The following is an 18,544-nucleotide window of genomic DNA, read 5'->3' as shown; positions in this document are numbered from 1 at the left end:
GGAAAAGAACGCTTCTTTTTTCTCATCCGCCAAACCGGAGGCGTTTCGCTACTTGCGCAGATCCGCAATGCGGAGGATGGTAGCCTCAATCAGGTTGGCCGGGCATGAAGCACCTGCCGTAATTCCCACTTTCAGGGACTTGCCCAGATTCTGCACTACCGGTTCCGTAGTCATGCGGTGCACTTCCCGCGTTTTCGTGTCAAAAGCATCCACATACTGGATGGACTTGATGCATTCTGCGGATTCAATGAAATACGTGGGCACATGCTCCCTGGCAATATCCACCAGGTGCGTTGTGTTGGAACTGTTGTAGCCGCCCACCACAAACATAACGTCCAGAGAGTTCTTCAACAGTTCATACAGGGCATCCTGACGATCCTGGGTAGCGCCGCAAATAGTATCAAACACATAGAAATTATCATCATCTCCGTCCCTCTGGACAACGGCATCCTTCACCATCTTCTGAAGCGTCTGCGTCTCCGTTTTCAGCATGGTAGTCTGGTTGGCGATACCCACTTCCTCCAGATCACGGTCAGGGTCGAATCCCGGAGAATAACAGCCTTCAAACCGTTTCAGAAACGCCTCGCGGTCTCCGCGGCCCAGAATGTAGTCACACAGGATGCGGGCATCCTCCAGATCGTAAACCACCAGGTATTTTCCCCTGCCCCGTTCTCCAAGAGCACGGGAAGCCGTAGCGCTGGTTTCCTCATGCGTGGCCTTCCCGTGGATAATGGAGGTAATCCCCATGGCTGCGTAATTCTTGACTCTTTTCCAAACCTTCATCACGTCCCCGCATGTCGTGTCTACAATCTGCACTCCCTTCTCTTCCAGCGCCTCCATGAAAGAAGTGGGAACACCGAACGCGGGGATAATCACCACATCATCCGGGTTAATCCGGTCATAGGAGGAATCCAGTTGCTTCCAGGGAAGTTTTTGAATGCCCATCTCCTCCAGCTGCCGGTTCACCTCCGGATTGTGGATAATGTCCCCGATCAGAAAAATCCGCCGGTCCGGAAACACTCTGCGTGCCGCATAAGCTATATCAATGGCACGGCGTACGCCGTTGCAGAACCCGAATTCCCGGGCGAGAAAAAATTCCGTATGGCCCAGATTGTACACATTGCCCGCAGAACGGATATGGGAAATCAATTCACTCTGGTAATGCTGCTGGATTTCCTTCTCCACCTGCTCCATTACTTCGGCCCGTCTCACATTCACTCTGGCTTTGCGGGTTGAATCCTGATTCATGCTCCCAGCTTCCACACTTTCCTTCTTTCGTCAAGACAATCACAGCTTGCCAACCGGAGCTTTTCACGGTATGCACAGACCCATGCTCCTGGCCCTGGCCCCCATGAAAGACGTGACGGATCTGGCTTTCCTCAACACATTGAAGGACTTGAATTCCCTGCCGGATTATTTCATCACGGAGTATTTCCGGACGGTGGCCCATCATAAAAAGATGTCGCCATACATTCTGCGTTCCATTGATGAAAATCCCACGGGCCGCCCCATTTACGGACAGCTCGTGGGCCATGAACCGGAATATCTGGCAAGGGATGCACAGGCCCTGATGGAACACGCCTGTGCAGGCGTGGATCTGAATATGGGCTGCCCCGCCCCCATCGTATGCCGGAGAAATGCGGGGGGCGGCATGCTGCGGTCCCTGAAGGCCATGGACGCGGCCCTGGGAGCGCTCCGGGACGTACTGCCCGCCGGAGCCTTCACCGTCAAATGCCGCCTGGGATACGAAACGCCGGACGAATTTGAACGGATCCTTCCAATAATTGCCTCCCATTCCCCGGACAGGGTGTGCATTCACGCCCGCACCGTCCGTGAAGGCTACCGCTCCCCGGTGCACCCGGAATGGGTGAAATGGGCCGCAGGGATGCTGAAATGTCCCGTGGTCGCCAACGGCAATATTGTGGATGCGGCTACAGCGGAGGCATGGGTGCGGCTGGCCCGGCCGGCAGGGCTGATGATCGGGCGGGCGGCCCTGCGCAATCCATGGATATTTTCCCAGCTTCATGCCCGCTTTCGGGGCCATGCCGCCGTGAACCTCACCTTCCGGAACGTGCTGCACTATATTCGCCGCCTTTATGAACGCACGCGGGAAATGCAGGAACATTACGTGGAAGAAAAACACATCCACCGCATGAAAAAATATCTGGTTTATACTGCGCGGGGACTTCCCGGCACCTTTGACCATGATATGAAAAGGGCGAAAACCGCCCGCGATTTCATGCGCATTTGCGAGGACATTCTGGATAACGACGAACCTTTTGCTCCCACTCCGCCGGAAGACACGCATCTCTTTGCCCATTTCCATACCCTCCTTGCGCAAGAGGAAGCTTGTCTCCCTCCCGGAATTCAGGTATGAATTTCACCGTTCATGAATCTGCTGCCTTTCGTCCTTCTCCCGGGACTGACCGCCGCTATTTGCGCCGCCCATGACACCATTCCGGCCGGGGTGGAGTTTCTGCGTGCCTGCATGCCTGAGCAGGACAGGGAAACGGTTACGCAAGAAAGGCTGGTCCGGGAAGTCCGCCTCGCCCTGGCAGCACGGGACCAATTCCCCTGGGCCGCCCAGGTTCCCTGGGAGCTTTATGAAAATAACGTTCTCCCTTATGCCGTGGTCAACGAACCGCGCGACGAATGGAGGGAGCAGTTCCATCGCCTCTTCGCGCCGCTTGTTTCCTCATGCAAGACGGGGCGGGAAGCCGCCCTCACCATCTCCTCCAGCATCCAGAAAACCCTGAACGTACGCTATTCCACAGAGAGAAGAGCCCCTCACCAGGGAGTCAGGGAATCCCTGCAATCCGGCAAAGTCTCCTGTACGGGCCAAAGCATCCTGCTCATCTGCGCGCTTCGTTCCGTGGGCATTCCGGCCCGCATGGCGGGCGTTCTTACCTGGAACCACGTGCGCGGCAACCACAACTGGGTGGAAGCCTGGTGTGACGGGGAATGGAAAATGCTGGAATACAATGAAAAGGACTTCAACACCCCGTGGGTAATGTCCGCCATCAGCATGCTGGATCCCCGTAAACCGGAGAACGCCATTTATGCCACCTCCTGGAAAAAGGGACCTTCAGGAGCATTCTTTCCCATGATATGGGAAGCCCGCTACGACGGAAAACGGCACGCGCTGGCCTTCCCGCCGGAAAGCCGTACCGTCCCCGCCGTCAATATCACGGACCGCTACATGAAGCTGGCGTGCGAATGGGTGGCGTCTCAACCGGAATATGTGCCCGGCAGCCGGCTGATGCTGGACATCAGGGAAAAGAAAGAAAACGGCGTCAGAAGGCTGCCCCTGCACGTCGTCCTCAAATCGGAAGAAGGGGAAGTTCTGGCGGATGGGATCACTCCCGGACCATCCGACGACATGAGGAAATTTCTGGAAATACGCCTGCCGGACAACATTTCCCGCGGCATGCTGGAGTTCAAGCTGCCTGACGGAACCGTGCGCCATGAACCTGTGGCACACACGGAAGCTCCGGTACAGATTTTGAACTTCTTCGTGCCCACTCCATGAAAATTCCCCTGTTTTTCAACAATACGGCGCGCAGCGCCAGAGCCGGTCGATTCCGCCGCTGGCTGGATCAGCACCGGGATTTTTTTAACGTTATTGAACCGGAAAGCAGGGAAGACATGTTGAACCATTTGGTTTCCCAGGCGAATTCCGGAGCGCCCGCCGTGGCTGTGGCGGGAGGGGACGGCACGCTGGGAATCGCGGCAAGGGCTCTCTGCAATACGGAAACGGCTCTGGCCCCCTTTCCTGCGGGCACCATGAATGTTTTTTCACGGGAAATAGGAATCCGTCCGGATTTCGACCACGCCCTGCATATTCTGAACACGGGGCGTTTCAAAAATGTGGACCTGTTCGCATTCAACGGGCAAGTTTTTCTTCAAATGGCGGGCATTGGCGCGGACGCCCGCGCCGTAGAACTGACCACGTGGGAAATGAAAAAAAAATGGAAAGCCTTCGCCTACGTAATTGCCGGCGCCCGGGTCTGTATGGAAAAACAGCCGCGCCTCACCCTGACCACAGATGAAGGCCGGGTACTGGAAGGCCGCTCCATCATCTTCGGCAACGGGCGCAAGTATGGCGGCCCGCTTAACTTCTTTGCGGAAGCGGACAACAGTGACGGCCTTCTGGATGCAGTGGTATTCAGGCATTCCATTACTTCCATCATCGGGGAATGCCTGACGGCCGCGGTTCATGGGGGCTTTCATTCCCGGAGGAGCGGCAATTTTGAATACATCCGGATGACGGGGGGAACCGTCACCTCCGCCGGACAGGCCTCCTGCGAACTGGACGGAGATTATGCAGGAAACGCCCCGGTCCGCATCACCCGCCTCGGCTCGCTGAAAGTGTTCGTTCCCTGAAACGCAGCGTGAAAACAGGCTTTTTGACAGAAACCAGGACCCTCTTTTCCCTCCGCATGGAATCGCAAAAAAGCCGTACCGGTAAAGCCGGTACGGCCTGTGAATAGGAAAAAGCTTCCGTAAGGAACGCACTACATGCCCATGATCTGATAACCGCCGTCCACGTAAATCACCTGCCCGGTGATTGCGGCTGCGCCGTCACTGGCCAGGAAAACGCCGGTGGCTCCCAATTCCTCACCCGTGCAGGAACGGCCCAGAGGGGCATGCTCCTCATACACCTTGAACATGGTGTTAAAACCGGAAACGCCGCGCGCCGCAAGCGTCTGCATGGGCCCCGCGCTGATGCAGTTGACACGGATACCGCGGGAACGGCCCAAATCATAAGCCAGATAACGGGTGCAGGCTTCCAGGGCAGCTTTGGAAACGCCCATCAGATTGTAGTTGGGAACCACTTTTTCGGATCCCAGGTAGGACATGGCCAGAATGCTGCCGTTGTCGGACATCATGGGTTCCACGGCGCGGGAAAGGGCTACCAGGGAATAAGCGGATATATCCAGGGAAATCTTGAATGCCTCGCGGCCCGTTTCCAGAAAACTGCCGCCGAGGGCCTCCTTCGGGGCAAAAGCCACGGAATGCAGCAGACAGTCTACTTTATCCGTATGCTGGCGGACCCTTTCAAAGAAAGCGTTAACGGACTCATCACTGCTGACATCCAGATCGTAAACGGGGACATCCTCGCCGAAGTTCTCATGGATCAGCTTGAGAACGCCATCCTTGAGACGTTCGCCCTGATAATTGAAGATGAGCTTTGCGCCCGCTTCATGCCACGCCTTGGCAATTGCGAACGCGATGCTGCGCTTGTTCGCCACGCCGACTACGACACCAACTTTGCCTTCGAGTAATTTACTTGACATAATGGTAAATGAATACTGCCTTACTTTCCTTCATTTGACAAGAAAAACGGTCGTCACGGCATTTTGTCAGGCTCCCGTCTGCTGGCGGCACGCTTTGACCGTATTGGCCATCAGCATGGCGATAGTCATCGGGCCCACGCCGCCGGGCACGGGAGTAATCGCCCGGCACTTGGGCGCCACCTCATCATAGGCCACGTCCCCCACAATCCGGTAGCCGCGTTTGGCGGAAGCATCCTCCACGCGGTTGATGCCCACATCCACCACTACGGCGCCGTCTTTCACAAAATCAGCCGTCACAAAAGCGGGCCGGCCTATGGCCGCCACAATAATGTCTGCGGAGCGACAAAGTTCCGGCAGGTTCTTCGTGCGGGAATGAGCCACGGTCACGGTGGCGTTTGCCTGCTTGGACATCAAAAGATGCGCCATTGGCTTGCCCACAATCATGCTGCGGCCAATGACTACGGCTTTCGCCCCCGCCGTTTCAATACCGGCGGCTTTTAACAGCCTCATGCAGCCCAGAGGGGTGCAGGGCACAAAACCGGTCTCATCTTCCAGCACCAGCTTGGCGACATTCTCCGGATGGAAGCCGTCCACATCCTTGGCGGGGTTTATTTCCAGAACCACGGCCGCTTCGTCGATGTGGGGAGGAGGCGGGCTTTGCACCAGGATGCCGTGAATGGAAGAATCCGCGTTCAAGTCGCGGACAACCTGAAGCAGTTCTTCCTGGGAAGCGTCGGAGGGGAGAACTATTTTACGAGAATTCATCCCCAGTTCCGCACATTTTTTCACCTTGGAATTTACATATACCTGGGAGGCGGGATCATCCCCTACCAGCACCACGGCCAAACCGGGCGTTATTCCCTGTTCCCTGAGCCGGGCAATATCTCTTTCAACCTCTTCCAGCACCTGGGAGGCTACTTGCTTTCCATCGATGATTTGCATAATAATGATTGGTTAAGAGGCGGGAAGTCCGGAAGCCCCTCGCCCAGCAGCCCGGCCAGAAGACGGGCATAATTCGCCACCTGCTCATCTGTTGCGTCCGGGGGAATGAACAGGCGCTTTTTCCATAGAATATTTACGTTGGAACACGGCTTGGGAATGGCGTAACGGTCCCAGGTTCTGTTCAGACGCCAGCAGCTTTCATATTCGATGCATACGGGAACGATGGGCAGCCCTGACTGGGAGGCCAGCTTGACAATGCCATGATGCACTTCGTAAAGGGGCCCCCGCGGACCATCCGGAGTGAGGCAGAAACAGACATCCCCTTCCTGAACCTTCCGCATCATTTCCATGTAGGCCAACGCCCCCCGCCTTCCGGAAGAACCCCGGACGGCTCCCAAGCCGAAGTGCCTGCATACGGCTTCCACCAGGGCGCCGTCCTTGCTGGCGCTGGTAAGCACACACATCCTGAGCGGCTTCTGGGCCAGAGACCACGCATAACCCGGCACTATCGTGCGGTTGTGCCAGAGGGCTACAAGAAAAGGCGCCGTATAAACATCGTCATGCTCCTCCTTGATGGAACGGATATTCAGGCTCATGCAGATGGGCTGAAGTACGGACCACAGGCCAAAGCCGGCCAGCCGGGTCCACCAGCGGGACCTCTTTTCAGATGTTTTGCGAACAATGGGATTGAGCAGCAACATGGAATCTTGGCAATATCACATGAATCCGTCCACTGTAATCCGGGAGGGAGAGGGATTTGACGGAGCAGGAAGGGATATCCCGCGGGAAGGAACGGCATGCATTTCCGGACGGTCCGTGCCCGGCGCCTTTTCCTGGAGCATTCCCGCGGAGTTGTCCTGCGGAAACGCCGGAGTGCCGGAAATTTTCACAGGAAGAATCATTTCATGCCCTTCCTGCGTCACGCCGGACGGCAGTTTCCGGACGTCCACCATGTAGGAAGGGATTTTAAAGACCAGTTTCCCCGTCAAGGAAGCACCGTTGCTGTACAAAACTCCGGTCACCCCCAGAAAGCCCTGCTCAAACAGGGAAATCTCTTTCAGGGAAGCGGAACGTCCCGTTCCATCGCTTTCCAGAAGGAAGGAGCCGGACGTAAAGACGGGAGAAGAATACGGCAGCCTTATTTCCGTATTCCGGGCAGTCATGGCCGCCAGCAGGCGCAAAACAGGCAGCCTGATCATGGTCGCCTTGATCACGGAACCGCTGTATCCTTTTAGAGAGGGCCTTTTCTGTTCAGCTGTTACAGGCAGGGCAAAATCCAGTTTCAATTCATGCTTCTCATCCCCTTCCTGCTCTCCCGCCTGCACCTTGAGAACGGAAGAGAAATCATCTCCCAGCAGAGAGGTGAGATCGAAATTTCTTCCTGTCAACGTCCAGGCCTGGTGACGGAAATCCGTGCCCAGAGGAAAATTCCCCGTAATCATGAAGGGGCTGAGATCCGTAGGCTTGTTGAGCAGACGCCCTTTGTCCAGAAAACCGGAAAAAGTGAGCTGCTTGACGCCGCTCCCGTTGAGAATGACGGAACCGGAATCAACTCCCATCAGCGGCCAGCCCTTGATTTTCAATTTTTGCTGTGACAGATCCAGCACGTATTCCGGTTCAGTTCCATTTCCGGACGTGCGGATGTAGGCTTCCGCCGTCATATAAAGGGGAGCGTCATTCCTTTCCAGAGCAAACTCTTCCGTCCCGTGGGCATAACCCACTTCCAGACGCGGAGCTGTGTACCGCCGGAAAACGAACGGCAATTCCCGGTTCGTCTGGGGCACGGCAAATTTAACGAATCCGGGACGCAGGCCAATAACAGCCCTGGACACATTAAGGCCTTCCCCCCTGATTTTTCCCATGAATAAAGGCACGGCGGAAATTTCCCCGGAGATGCCTTCCATTGCCACAAAGGACAGGCAGGAATCTTCCGGAAAGGATATCCTGACGCGTGAAGCCTTCATGGTAAGGCCATCCATCGCCATTCCGGAAATGTTCACTTCTCCGCCCCAGGCAGCGGAAAGATCAGCTTGCAGACGGTCGGCAAATTCCTCCGTATTGAAGGAAGAAAGGCGGTACATATATGTCCCCGCCAGCGCCCCGGCAACCAGAAGGACCAGAATACAAAGGCCTATTAAAAAACGCTTGTTTTTCAACACGGCCTGTTTGGAGTCCTGCCGGTCGTCATTGTAAGTCCGCCGGCGCTTTTCCACCCGGATCACCTTGCTGCCATCCGGGCGCACCACAACTTCCCTTCTCCGCTCTACTCCTTGGGAATCCGACGCATGCAGCTGACGCATGATATTGTCAGCTCCCTGGGGCGGAGAAGACTCAAAATCAGAATCGCTGTTTTTCAATGGTCTTGATCCGGTTAAAGGTTACTGAGCATTGCTGAGGGCGGGGAGCGGAGCGGCCCCTGCCGGGGCCTCCTCGTCCGGAATGGAAGTATCCGGCGTGTAAAGCTTCTTGCCGCCCGGATCCACCACTTCCGCCTTTACCATGATGATGATGGCCTTGCGCTGTTCCTTGGAGCCCTTGGAACGGAACAGGCGCCCCACCCAGGGAATATCCCCCAGAACGGGAATTTTATCCTCGTACGTAATGGAAGTGGATTTTTTCAAGGCGCCGATGACGAGCGTATTGCCGGCGGCTATGCGCACCGGAGCGGTCAGGCGCCGCGTGGAAAACACGGGCTGGAGGATGAAGTTGTCTGAAGTTTTCACCATGACGACATCTTCCTTTGCGTCCTTTTCCTGGGAGACCATGGGAACGAAAAGCGATGTGCCGTAGTTGATGAAGCCGTCAAAATCCACGATTTCCGGCACCACGGTCATTTCCACGATGGATTTGTCATCGCTGATGCCGGTCACTTCCACATTGAAAATCGTGCCGAGCTGCCTGGTTTCAAAGGCAGTGGGGTGGGCGGGAGTCATGGGCATGACCGGAATACCGCCGCCGTTATTGTCATCGTCGCCCCAGTCATTATTATTGCCGGTGCTGTTGGGAACTTCAGGCGGATCATATTCCGTAGGGTAAATCAGTTCCCTGCCGCTGAAGAAGGAGGCTTTTTCACCGGGGCGCACAATCACGGAAGGATGCTGCATGATGTCTGTGCCTTTTTTCTGGCTCAGGCCGCGCATAATCATCGTGATATCCGCATGGCTCCACATGCCGCGCAAAGTGACGATACTGGGAGCTCCGCCGGGAACATAGGTTGCATCAGAACTTCTGGCGGAAGTGCCGCGTTCAATCATGCTGTCAATGCTATTTTCCGTAAACACCTGGCTGCCGGAACGCAGCCCGCCCACCACTCCCACCGGGGCGGCGGCTCCGGCCACACTGGCGGCGCTGTCCAGCACGGAATTGTTATAGCCATTTTTATCGGTTCCCGCGCCGCCCATGAACCACTTGGTAGGATCCAGGTTCAGATTGACGATCCAGTTAAAGCCCAATTCCTCCAAATCCGTCTGATTGACTTCCAGAAAAGTCGCGCTGACCACCACCTGGAGAGGCTGTTCCGCAGTTCTGGACGCTACCAGCTCTTCCAGCATGCTCAAATCTCTGGGCGTGCCATGAAAAAGAAGAGTGGAGTTGCCCGAGTTGTATTTAATAAAGCTGCCTTCCGGGAATTTCACCCCCATGGAAGCCAGCGCCTTTTGCGGATCCACCCGTTTCAGGGTCATGCCGGAAGAACCGGAATCACCGGAACTGAACGGGTCTGAATTGTCGGCGTCAGAAGCCTCTGACAATCCGGAGAAGAAGCCCGGCGGAAGGGTAATGGACTTGGTGACCATGTAGGAAGTTCCGTCTGAACTGGATACCAGCTCCGCGCCAAAGGCATTGGTCCGCAGAATAAGGCCGGATGCGCGCGCCACGTATTCCAGGGCTTCACGAAGCGGTACATTTTGAAGATTAAGCGTAATTCTTTTGGCGGCGGCATCCCTGGCGGAAACGCTGTCTGCTGGGCCGGGATCCACGGAAATATTCACGCCGCGTTCCGCCTCAGTCATGGCAGCGGCATCATGCGTCCTGGCCTGGCTGCGCAAATAATCCACGGCTTCCTGAACCGTCGCGCCGTCCAGCTGCACACGGGGCAGGCGGATCATACCCAGTTTCTGGTCCACATTCACCACCGGGTTGTCCAACGGACGGGAGAATGAAGCGGGTTCCTCCGGAGTTTCCGTCAAAGGAACGGGCATCTCCCACTGTTTGGAAACGTCCGCCAGGGCGCTGCTGCGGGTTTCATCCCTGGCAGCGCCAAAATAAGCGGTTCTGGCGCGGTTAACCAGTTCCATGCCGCGCCGCGCCGCCGTATTGTAAGGGTCCGTCTTAAGGACGGACGTGAATTCCTTCAGGGCCGCATCGTACTGGCCCAGTTCATAATAACCGAAAGCCAGGTGGAGCAGACGGTTGACTTCCCCCACATTTTTGACGTGTTCCGGGGACAAGGCCGGATTCGTACGCACCGGATCGCGGGCTATTTCCAACGTGCGTCTGGCCAGGGCATGGTCCGGAGTGGCTTTCAAGGCATCTTCCAGCAGCTTGACGGCCTCATCGTAACGCCCCGCTTTGACATATTCCTGAGCCACGGCCACGCTGGCATCCGCGATGCTGGTTTCCAGGAAACGGCGGCGCTTCTCCATGTTGGGGGATTTGGGCAGCGCAGTCAGGCTTCTGCGGTAATTGTCCAGGGCTTCCTGGTACTTGCCCTCTGAATATTGCTGACGCGCCTGACCCAACAGCAGCATGGATTCCTGAGCCTGCTCTTCCATCCGGGCTGCAGCCCGGCGTGCGGCCCCTGCCCCTTCCTGGGCCAGCCCCTGGCCGGCTCCAATACCGGCAACGGCAAGCGCCATGGCAATTTGCTGAATGGCAGACATGGAGTGAGGGAAACGTCTAATCATAGGAATTTCCGGGACTATACCGAATTAAAAACCGCCCGTCATTATAAAAACGCCCAGCAGAGCAAAAAATATCGGTAAAGGCAACAGCTTCCCTCCGGAGGAAATGCTTCTCTAAACGGCAGACAGTTCCAGCACGCCCACATGCCCCGGTTTCAGGGGGTAAGACAGCCCGCGGTCCATCAATTCCCGCCGCTCAAAAATCCTGTCCTCATCCTCCGCGTCCATCAGGTTTCTGACGCGCACACGATCCGTCTGGATGCCGCACCAGCCGAAAGCATGCTGCGGAATGGAAATGCGCAGATTGTAGAAATTAATGCTGGGAGAAAGATTTCCCACCACAAGCACGGTAGCCCTGGCGCGGGCATCATGCCGGAGCATGGCATACACCCAGTGGCCGGAAGTGTCTTCCGCCGGTTCCCTGCCGAACGTGGTGTTTTTCATATTAGCCCAGTTCAGGCCATAGAAATCTCCCCGGTCCAGCGCCGGATGCTGCATCAGGGGAAGAAGCCGCCGATGAAAGTTTCTCAGCTCTGCGGATTCCTCCGGCAGCAGGGAGGAGTCAAACCGGCCATCCGCCACCCAGGGCTGGAGCCTGGGGAGGCAGGTATAGTCAAAAATGCTGGTGCGCCCGTCATGGCCGCCAAAACCGCCGGGCCCCTCCGCCCGTTCCCCCACTTCCTGCCCGTTGTACACCAGCACGGGACCGCTCCCGGAGGCATACACCAGCGTCATGATTGCCGGCAGAACGACAGGGCCCACGCCTCCCCAGGAAAGAGGGGAGCACACGCGCGTTTCATCATGGTTCTCCACGTAGCGGACGCCGTGGGTCATGTAGATGGGATTGCTTCGGAAAAGGCGGTCGAAGTCATTGGCCCAGTTATTTCCCGTGTACATATGGAGCGCCAGATGATAGCAGTCGGAATCGTAAACGGCATTAAATCCGGCATCCAGAAGGGCGGCGCAAGGATCGCCGGGTGTGGTTTTCATGTGGTCGTTGTATGCCTCCGCCATGAAAAACACATCCGGCAGACGCACCCGGGAACGGGAAATGGCCCACTTCCAGAAGGCCATGGGGATCATTTGGGCCATGTCGCACCTGAACCCGCCAATGCCCAGGCTCTGCCAGAAGGAAAGGATATCGTCCATGATGCACCATGTCTTGGGCACATGCTGCTTGGGGCTGGTCCACCCCGGCAGCAGGCGGAGGGCCGGAAGACCGGCCATAAAGTTATAGCCGTAGTTGAGCTTGACCGTTTCATACCAGTCGTACTTGCCGGGATTCCATGTAACGGCATTATTGCCCGTCACGCGGCCGAAAGTCATTTCCCCTTCAAACAGGCCGTCCGGCAGACGCAGGGGAGGCCCGTCCCCAGGGCTGTTGGAGGTCAGGTAAAAGTACCCCTGCTCCGGAGAAAAAAACGTATGGGGATCATCCCCTTCCCCAAAATCGTCATGCCCGTCCCAGTCCGCCAAGTAGGCGCGGGAAACATGGTTGGGAATAAAATCGATCATCGGCAGCAGCCCCACCGTCCGGCAACGCTTTACCAGCGCCTTGAACTCATCCATTCTCTTCTCCGGGGAGGAGGCCAGATCCGGATCCACGTCAAAATAATCCACCACCGCATAGGGACTTCCGGCCAGGCCTTTTACGATGGATTCCGGCTGAGCGGCCAGCCCGGGATGGGCCGTCTGCGTAGCGTGCCTCAGCACCCCGGTCAGCCAGATGTGCGTAAAACCCATCCGCGCTATTTCACGTAATGCTTTATCCGTCACTCCATTAAAAGTTCCGCACCCGTTCGTTTCCCGGCTCCCCCAGTCAACTCCGTGGGTCTCCATATTGGAAAAATGACGAACAAATAGTTGATAAATGACAGGACGCATGAGTTGAAATGATCAAATATTGACGCTTATAATGCTAACTTTTCCAGGTATTCTGCAAGCGCATTCTGTTCCACCGGAGCAATTTGTCCCAGCTGCAGCAGGGCTTCCTTCCTGGTCCGGAGCGTTCCCTCCAACTGAAGCTCCTGCAGACGGGACAGCCATTTCCCGAAACCAGGCCCCGGGGACAGCCCCAGGTTCACCAGATCACGCCCGGTCACCAACGGGGGAGGCACCAGAGGGGCATTCCGGTAGGAATCCATGAAGTCCCTGACAAATTGCCAGTTGTCCATCAATCCGTTGGAGGAAAGACAATCCAGGCGGTGGAGCTCCAGTTCCTCCCGGAAATGAGGAGCGTTCATGAACATTCGCAGCGTAGATTTCCTCATCTGCCTCACGTTGATGAAGCGCATATGGCGCTCCACCATGGAACACACCGCATCCACCACGGCATTGGAATATTTCAGCCTTCTTAAAATGACCCTGACCATGGAAGAGCCTTCCTTGTCATGGCCGGAAAAACGGATGCGTCCCGTTTCATCCACCTGGCGGCAGGGGGGCTTTCCGATGTCATGCAGCAGAACCCCCAAGGCCAGCACCAAAGACACGGGGGAACCGTCCCTTCCCAGCGCGTCCAGCATCATCAGCGTATGGGTGTATACATCCCCTTCCGGATGCCATTGGGGAGGCTGCGTACAGCCTATCATATCGTATATTTCCGGAATGATATGCTTCATTAACCCCGTTTCCACCAGCATTTCCACGCCCCGTTTCCTTCCGGGAGACAATAAAATCCTGTCCAGTTCCTCCCGGATGCGTTCCGGGGCAATCCGGGCCAGCAGCGGCGCGTTCCTGAAAATGGAGGAGCAAGTTTCCTTCTCCACCTGAACTTCCCTGGTAACGGCAAAACGTACGGCGCGCATCAGCCGCAGGGAATCTTCTTCAAAACGGCGGTCCGGCTCCCCGATGCACCTCAACACGCGGGCCCGGATATCCTCCATGCCGCCTACATAATCCACCACACGGCCCGGAGGCGAAGAAAACGGATCTTCAAAAAGGCCGTTCATGGTAAAATCACGCCGCCGGGCATCTTCTTCCGCATCCGTAAAGCAGACGGCTTCCGGCCTCCGGCCATCCCTGTAGCTGCCGTCTCTGCGGAAGGTGGCCACTTCAAAGGAAAAACCTTCTCGGCGGACCAGCACCACTCCGAAGGCGGCGCCCACTTCCCAGGCATCCGGAAACAGGCGCAACACCTCATCCGGACGGGCGGAGGTGGCAATATCGATATCCTTCACGGAATATCCCAGCAACCTGTCCCGGACACAGCCGCCCACAAAATATACGGTGTGTCCTGCTCCGGAAAGAACCCGGGCCACGGCCTCCGCGGCCTTTCTCAACAGAATCCTCTCCATGAAACGGATCATTCAGGCATGGGCCTCAAAGGAGGGGCGGAAAGAGAATCTTCCTCCGCACCGGAGGGGGCGGAAGGGAATGCGGGCCGCAGCCTGTCAGGCCGGGAAGCGGAGGGAACGCGCGTATCCGGGGAATTAATCCTGGCCGGCAGAGAAACAGGCTTGGAGGAAGCAGGTGTGGAGGGGACCTTTTTCCCATCCGGCATTTCTTTCTTCTTTCCCTCCAGTTTGCCCATGACTGCGTACAGGTTGGCGTCAAACAGCATATCCGGCGTGCCGCGCATCAGGATTTTCCCCGCGGGGTCCAGCAGATACACGCGCGGGGTGAGCCTCACCCGGTAATCCTTAAACGCCGCCGCCTTTTCATCCACCAGGGAGGGCATATCCATTTTCAAGTTCAACAGGGCCTTTTCCACGTTCTCCCTCTTTCCGGGAGCCACCGGCATCACCGTCAAACCGGGAAACTCTTTCCGGAGAGACGCGGCTTTTTGCAAAAACTGAACGGAACGCATATCCTGCGGATCCCAAAAAACTACCAGCACGGGCTTATCCCCGGAAGGGAGCGTCACATTTCCGGCCGCCGCGGTGGAAGGGAGGCTGATTCCAGGCCCGGTCTGCCCGATATTGAGATTACGTATTTCGTATAGTTCCTCCTTCACAATATCCTGAACAGGAATGGGGCCGAAGCTGGAATCATAGCATTTGATAATGGCGTCTTTCAGCAATTTTCCGCGGGCCGCCACCAGCCTGACGTCATCCTGAAGCATCCCTGTCGTTTCCTTCATCACCATGGCCAGTCCCAGGGAAGCCAGGCCCTGGTCCTCCGGGAACTGGTTGTAATCCTTGATCTGTTCCAGAATAACGCGGCAGCGCAGGTCGCGGGAATTGCTCAGGGCATACGCAGCCTTCCCCGCCCCTTGTTCCCGGAACAGCGTATTTTCCAGGGAATCCAGGCAAAACACGACAATCTTTCTGGCCATATCTCCATTCGGGAACGCCTGCGCTACAGCCTGGGGATGATCCAGGAACCAGACGACAGCCGGAAGAAGGCAGGGTTTTTGAGTTTCAGGCTTCTGAAGGTCGCTCCCTGCCTGCCTCCATAATTCCCGAGCCACCGGAACGGCATCCGGACGGTTCTCCATTAATTCCGCCCTTTTTTCTGCACTTTCAGCCGTTTTCAATGCGGATTCCCAGTCGGACTGCCTCATCCGCCAATCCTCCAGCACCCTGTTCATGCCCGTCTCGTCCGCCGGAGCCCATCCAATCAGGCTGCACGCACCGGCTATCACGCAAAACGCTCTCTTCATACCCTGCCACTATGCCCTGACGCGTCCCGCACGTCAATCAAACCCCGTGGCAAAACGCTGCCTATTTTTTCTTTCCCGCTCCCTCCCAGCTGTTTACGTCCCCGGAACACATGTTCCTGAAATGAACAAACCCCGGCGAATCCCTTCGCCGGGGCTGCTGTTCAACTAACTACCTATGAAGACGGTCGAGTCCTTAAGTGGATGAAGCGCTCTCTCTTTCACTGCATCCGGATCATAACCGTTATGGGTAAGACAAACGCCCGGCAAATATGTTCAAACATTACTTCTTTTGTATGACACAAGCCCTGGGGCAACAAAAAAGCGGCTACGGAATTTCTCCCGTAGCCGCTCCAACTAACTACCTATGAAATCAGGGTTATTCTTGGTGATAAGAGAAGCTCTCGTTCCTCCCTTATCGAACATCCCTGTTCATTCAACATACCCTCATGAACTAAACGCTCAAGAATTTTTTACCTCCCGTGAAAAAAACAGAGAACCGCCGCGTTAGGCCGCTACAAAGTTTCGTTCGTCATTGGTCAGGGCCCGCACCTGCACGGCCATGAACCTCATCTCATTAAGCATGTTCAGATAAAGCAGGGAGGAACGGGTGCGCGTCTGGTTGCGCTGAGCCCGCTTGATCTGGCGCTTGGTGGCCTTCGCCACCAGTTGAAGAAGCTGTTCCTGGGCCACCATCGTGTAATCGAACTGAATGTACGTCCCCGTCTGGAGCATTTTGCAATATTCATCCAGCAGCTTGATGAGAGCGGCATGCACCTCCTTCAGATCGTCCACCTGGTCAATCGTAAACGGCGTGTGGTTATTATCCACGTACGTAAAGATGGACTCGGAAAATTGCGACAGGCTCTGCGTAGCTTCGTTCAAATGCTCCAGGGCCTGCACAAAGTGGTAACCCATATCCAGGGAGCGGGACTGCATCTTGTACAGGATAGGGAGAATATCGTACTTGTGATGCTCGCTGCTGGTCATGGCCAGCCGTTCCGCGGCATCCGCCAGTTCCTTCAGGGCCTTCCTGTCTCCCTGGAAAAAGTTTTCCACGGTGTCATTGTAAATCTCCCGCAGCTTGAGCGTGCTGTCCACAATCTGGTGGCTGCATACATCCAGAATATTTTCTTCCGTAATCTGGTCAAAACGCTCTACGGAAAGCTTACTCTCCCGCCTGCGGTGCATGATAGTGGACTTCACCAGAATGACAACGACCAGGAACAGCAGGCCGAAGATGGCGTAAACCTGCCCGTAATGCAGGATGGTAGCCATGATGGCGGCCAGCGTAAAGGCAGCCAGCCCGGTCATGAACCAGCCGGAAATCACCGTCAGCACGCCGGTCACGCGGTAAACTGCGCTCTCCCTGCCCCATGCCTTGTCCGCCAGGGAAGACCCCATGGCCACCATGAATGTCACATACGTGGTGGAAAGGGGAAGCTGCTTGCCCGTAGCCCATGCGATCAGCAGGGAAGCGACCGTCAGGTTCACCGTGGCTCGAATCAGGTCAAAGGCTACCCGGTCCTTGGGATTCAAAGGCTGGGGGGCGGGATCCCACTGGTGGTTCATGCGTACCAGCATGCGGGCGGGAATAAGCCTTTTTACCCCGCGTCCCAGGGCGATAGCGCTGCGAACAATGGCGCGGGCGGGGGGAACGGAGCCGAAACGCTCAATACCGCCTTCACCCTGTCTGGAAAGTTCCACGCCGGTGGCGATCACCGTTTTTGCCTTTTTGGAGAACCACAGGGCAAAAATCATCATGCAACCCGCGGCGAACAGAATGTAATGGTTTACCGGCATGCCCTGCCCCGGCATCAGACACTCCATGGAGAGGATGGATGAAGGAGAGCCTCCGGCCGCCGCCACACCTCTGGCGTACTGGAAGGAATCCAGGCCGCCCATGAAAACGCCGATGAAATTCACCAGGTCGTTGCCCGCAAAGGCCAGGGCCAGGGAAAAAGTGCCCGCCAGAACGGTCAGGCGCAGGATATTCGTCATGAACAAATGCTGGAGCAGGAACATGAGCACGGAAAAACCGCCAAAGGCCGTGAGCAGGGCCATGCCCAGATTCTGGTCAATGTATTGGATAAACGAGGGTTCCATCAGGGTAGATTCCTTCAGGCCCTTGAAAACGGCGAAATAGGCGATCGCCGTCATGGCCATGCCGCACCAGAAGCAGCCGAACCATTTGAACCGGGACTGGTATTTAAACGTGAACGCCAAGCGGGAAATCCACATGACGATGGTGCCTACCGTAAAGGCGATGGCTACGGAAAGAAGAATGCTGGTGACAATTTCAAAAGCCTTGTCCGTATTAATGAAATCCCACACGGATTGAACCAGGCGGAGTTTGGAAATCTTGAACAGGGACGTCGCTACGGAAGACCCCAAAATACCGAACACCAGGGAAACGGTGGTGGACGTAGGCAATCCGAACGTATTGAAGGTATCCAGCAGGATCACCTCGCTGATCATCACCCCCAGGAAGAGCAGCATCACTTCATGATAACTGAACATGTTCGGGTGAAAAATGCCGTTGCGGGCCACTTCCATCATGCCTCCGGAGAAGCAGGCCCCCACCAGCACGCCGATGGAAGCTACGGTCAGGATCACCCGCACGGGAGCGGCCTTGGAACCGATGGCGGAATTGAGGAAGTTGACGGCGTCATTCGCTACGCCGTTGATCAAGTCAAATGCCGCCAGAAGCAGCAGGGCCGTGATGATAATCCAGTAGATTGAGTCCATAACTGTCTCTTGTGAATGGTGGGCGGAGGGCGTCCGCGAGCTGCACCACCGCCTCTTTA

General features: G+C 56.3%; 13 protein-coding genes. 3 read left to right on the top strand and 10 right to left on the bottom strand.

From position 1 onward, the window contains the following. Positions 1-48: 48 nt before the first annotated feature. Positions 49-1,248 carry a 4-hydroxy-3-methylbut-2-enyl diphosphate reductase gene (locus O4G22_RS08375; protein ID WP_306701517.1) on the bottom strand — a complete coding sequence of 400 codons (1,200 nt, stop codon included), beginning with the start codon at positions 1,246-1,248 and terminating at the stop codon, positions 49-51. Between the two features lie 70 nt (positions 1,249-1,318). On the opposite strand from O4G22_RS08375, the gene O4G22_RS08370 reads away from it, so the two are divergent. The 3 genes from O4G22_RS08370 to O4G22_RS08360 are packed head-to-tail and all read left to right on the top strand — an operon-like array spanning position 1,319 to position 4,383. Then, the gene (locus O4G22_RS08370; protein WP_306701516.1) at positions 1,319-2,377 is read left to right on the top strand and encodes a tRNA dihydrouridine synthase; all 1,059 of its coding nucleotides are present in this window, start codon (positions 1,319-1,321) and stop codon (positions 2,375-2,377) included. A gap of 12 nt (positions 2,378-2,389) precedes the next feature. Further along, positions 2,390-3,529: a transglutaminase-like domain-containing protein gene (locus tag O4G22_RS08365; protein ID WP_306701514.1), complete on the top strand. Its 1,140-nt coding sequence runs from the start codon at positions 2,390-2,392 to the stop codon at positions 3,527-3,529. Beyond that, positions 3,526-4,383, top strand: a complete 858-nt coding sequence (locus tag O4G22_RS08360; RefSeq protein WP_295979436.1) for a diacylglycerol/lipid kinase family protein — start codon at positions 3,526-3,528, stop codon at positions 4,381-4,383. The genes O4G22_RS08365 and O4G22_RS08360 overlap by 4 nt, the downstream gene beginning before the upstream one ends. Before the next feature lie 131 nt (positions 4,384-4,514). On the opposite strand, the gene O4G22_RS08355 is transcribed toward O4G22_RS08360, so the two are convergent. From O4G22_RS08355 to O4G22_RS08315, 9 genes are all read right to left on the bottom strand, one after another. After that, a complete protein-coding gene (locus O4G22_RS08355; RefSeq protein WP_012420677.1) occupies positions 4,515-5,297 on the bottom strand; it encodes an enoyl-ACP reductase FabI in 783 nt (260 codons plus the stop codon). A 66-nt stretch (positions 5,298-5,363) separates the two neighbouring features. Continuing rightward, the gene (folD, locus tag O4G22_RS08350; protein WP_094136459.1) at positions 5,364-6,239 is read right to left on the bottom strand and encodes a bifunctional methylenetetrahydrofolate dehydrogenase/methenyltetrahydrofolate cyclohydrolase FolD; all 876 of its coding nucleotides are present in this window, start codon (positions 6,237-6,239) and stop codon (positions 5,364-5,366) included. After that, positions 6,212-6,940, bottom strand: coding sequence for a lysophospholipid acyltransferase family protein (locus O4G22_RS08345; protein ID WP_300771418.1), 729 nt, complete (start codon positions 6,938-6,940; stop codon positions 6,212-6,214). The genes folD and O4G22_RS08345 overlap by 28 nt, the downstream gene beginning before the upstream one ends. A 15-nt stretch (positions 6,941-6,955) precedes the next feature. Further along, positions 6,956-8,539 (bottom strand): hypothetical protein, encoded by a 1,584-nt coding sequence (locus tag O4G22_RS08340; protein WP_306701513.1) that lies wholly within the window; start codon positions 8,537-8,539, stop codon positions 6,956-6,958. A gap of 78 nt (positions 8,540-8,617) precedes the next feature. Further along, positions 8,618-11,119: an Amuc_1098 family type IV pilus outer membrane protein gene (locus tag O4G22_RS08335; RefSeq protein ID WP_306701512.1), complete on the bottom strand. Its 2,502-nt coding sequence runs from the start codon at positions 11,117-11,119 to the stop codon at positions 8,618-8,620. A 135-nt stretch (positions 11,120-11,254) separates the two neighbouring features. After that, complete coding sequence (locus O4G22_RS08330; RefSeq protein ID WP_306701511.1) at positions 11,255-12,979, bottom strand: alpha-amylase family glycosyl hydrolase; 1,725 nt, start codon at positions 12,977-12,979, stop codon at positions 11,255-11,257. Between the two features lie 71 nt (positions 12,980-13,050). After that, complete coding sequence (locus O4G22_RS08325; protein ID WP_306701510.1) at positions 13,051-14,433, bottom strand: CCA tRNA nucleotidyltransferase; 1,383 nt, start codon at positions 14,431-14,433, stop codon at positions 13,051-13,053. Between the two features lie 8 nt (positions 14,434-14,441). Beyond that, a complete protein-coding gene (locus O4G22_RS08320) occupies positions 14,442-15,740 on the bottom strand; it encodes a TlpA family protein disulfide reductase (protein ID WP_306701509.1) in 1,299 nt (432 codons plus the stop codon). A gap of 504 nt (positions 15,741-16,244) precedes the next feature. Further along, positions 16,245-18,485, bottom strand: coding sequence for an inorganic phosphate transporter (locus O4G22_RS08315; RefSeq protein WP_306701508.1), 2,241 nt, complete (start codon positions 18,483-18,485; stop codon positions 16,245-16,247). Positions 18,486-18,544 lie beyond the last annotated feature (59 nt).

Source organism: Akkermansia muciniphila, assembly GCF_030848305.1.
Lineage (GTDB): Bacteria > Verrucomicrobiota > Verrucomicrobiia > Verrucomicrobiales > Akkermansiaceae > Akkermansia > Akkermansia muciniphila_A.
Note: the sequence above shows the minus strand (reverse complement) of the source record. Positions and strands in the feature narration are given on the sequence as shown.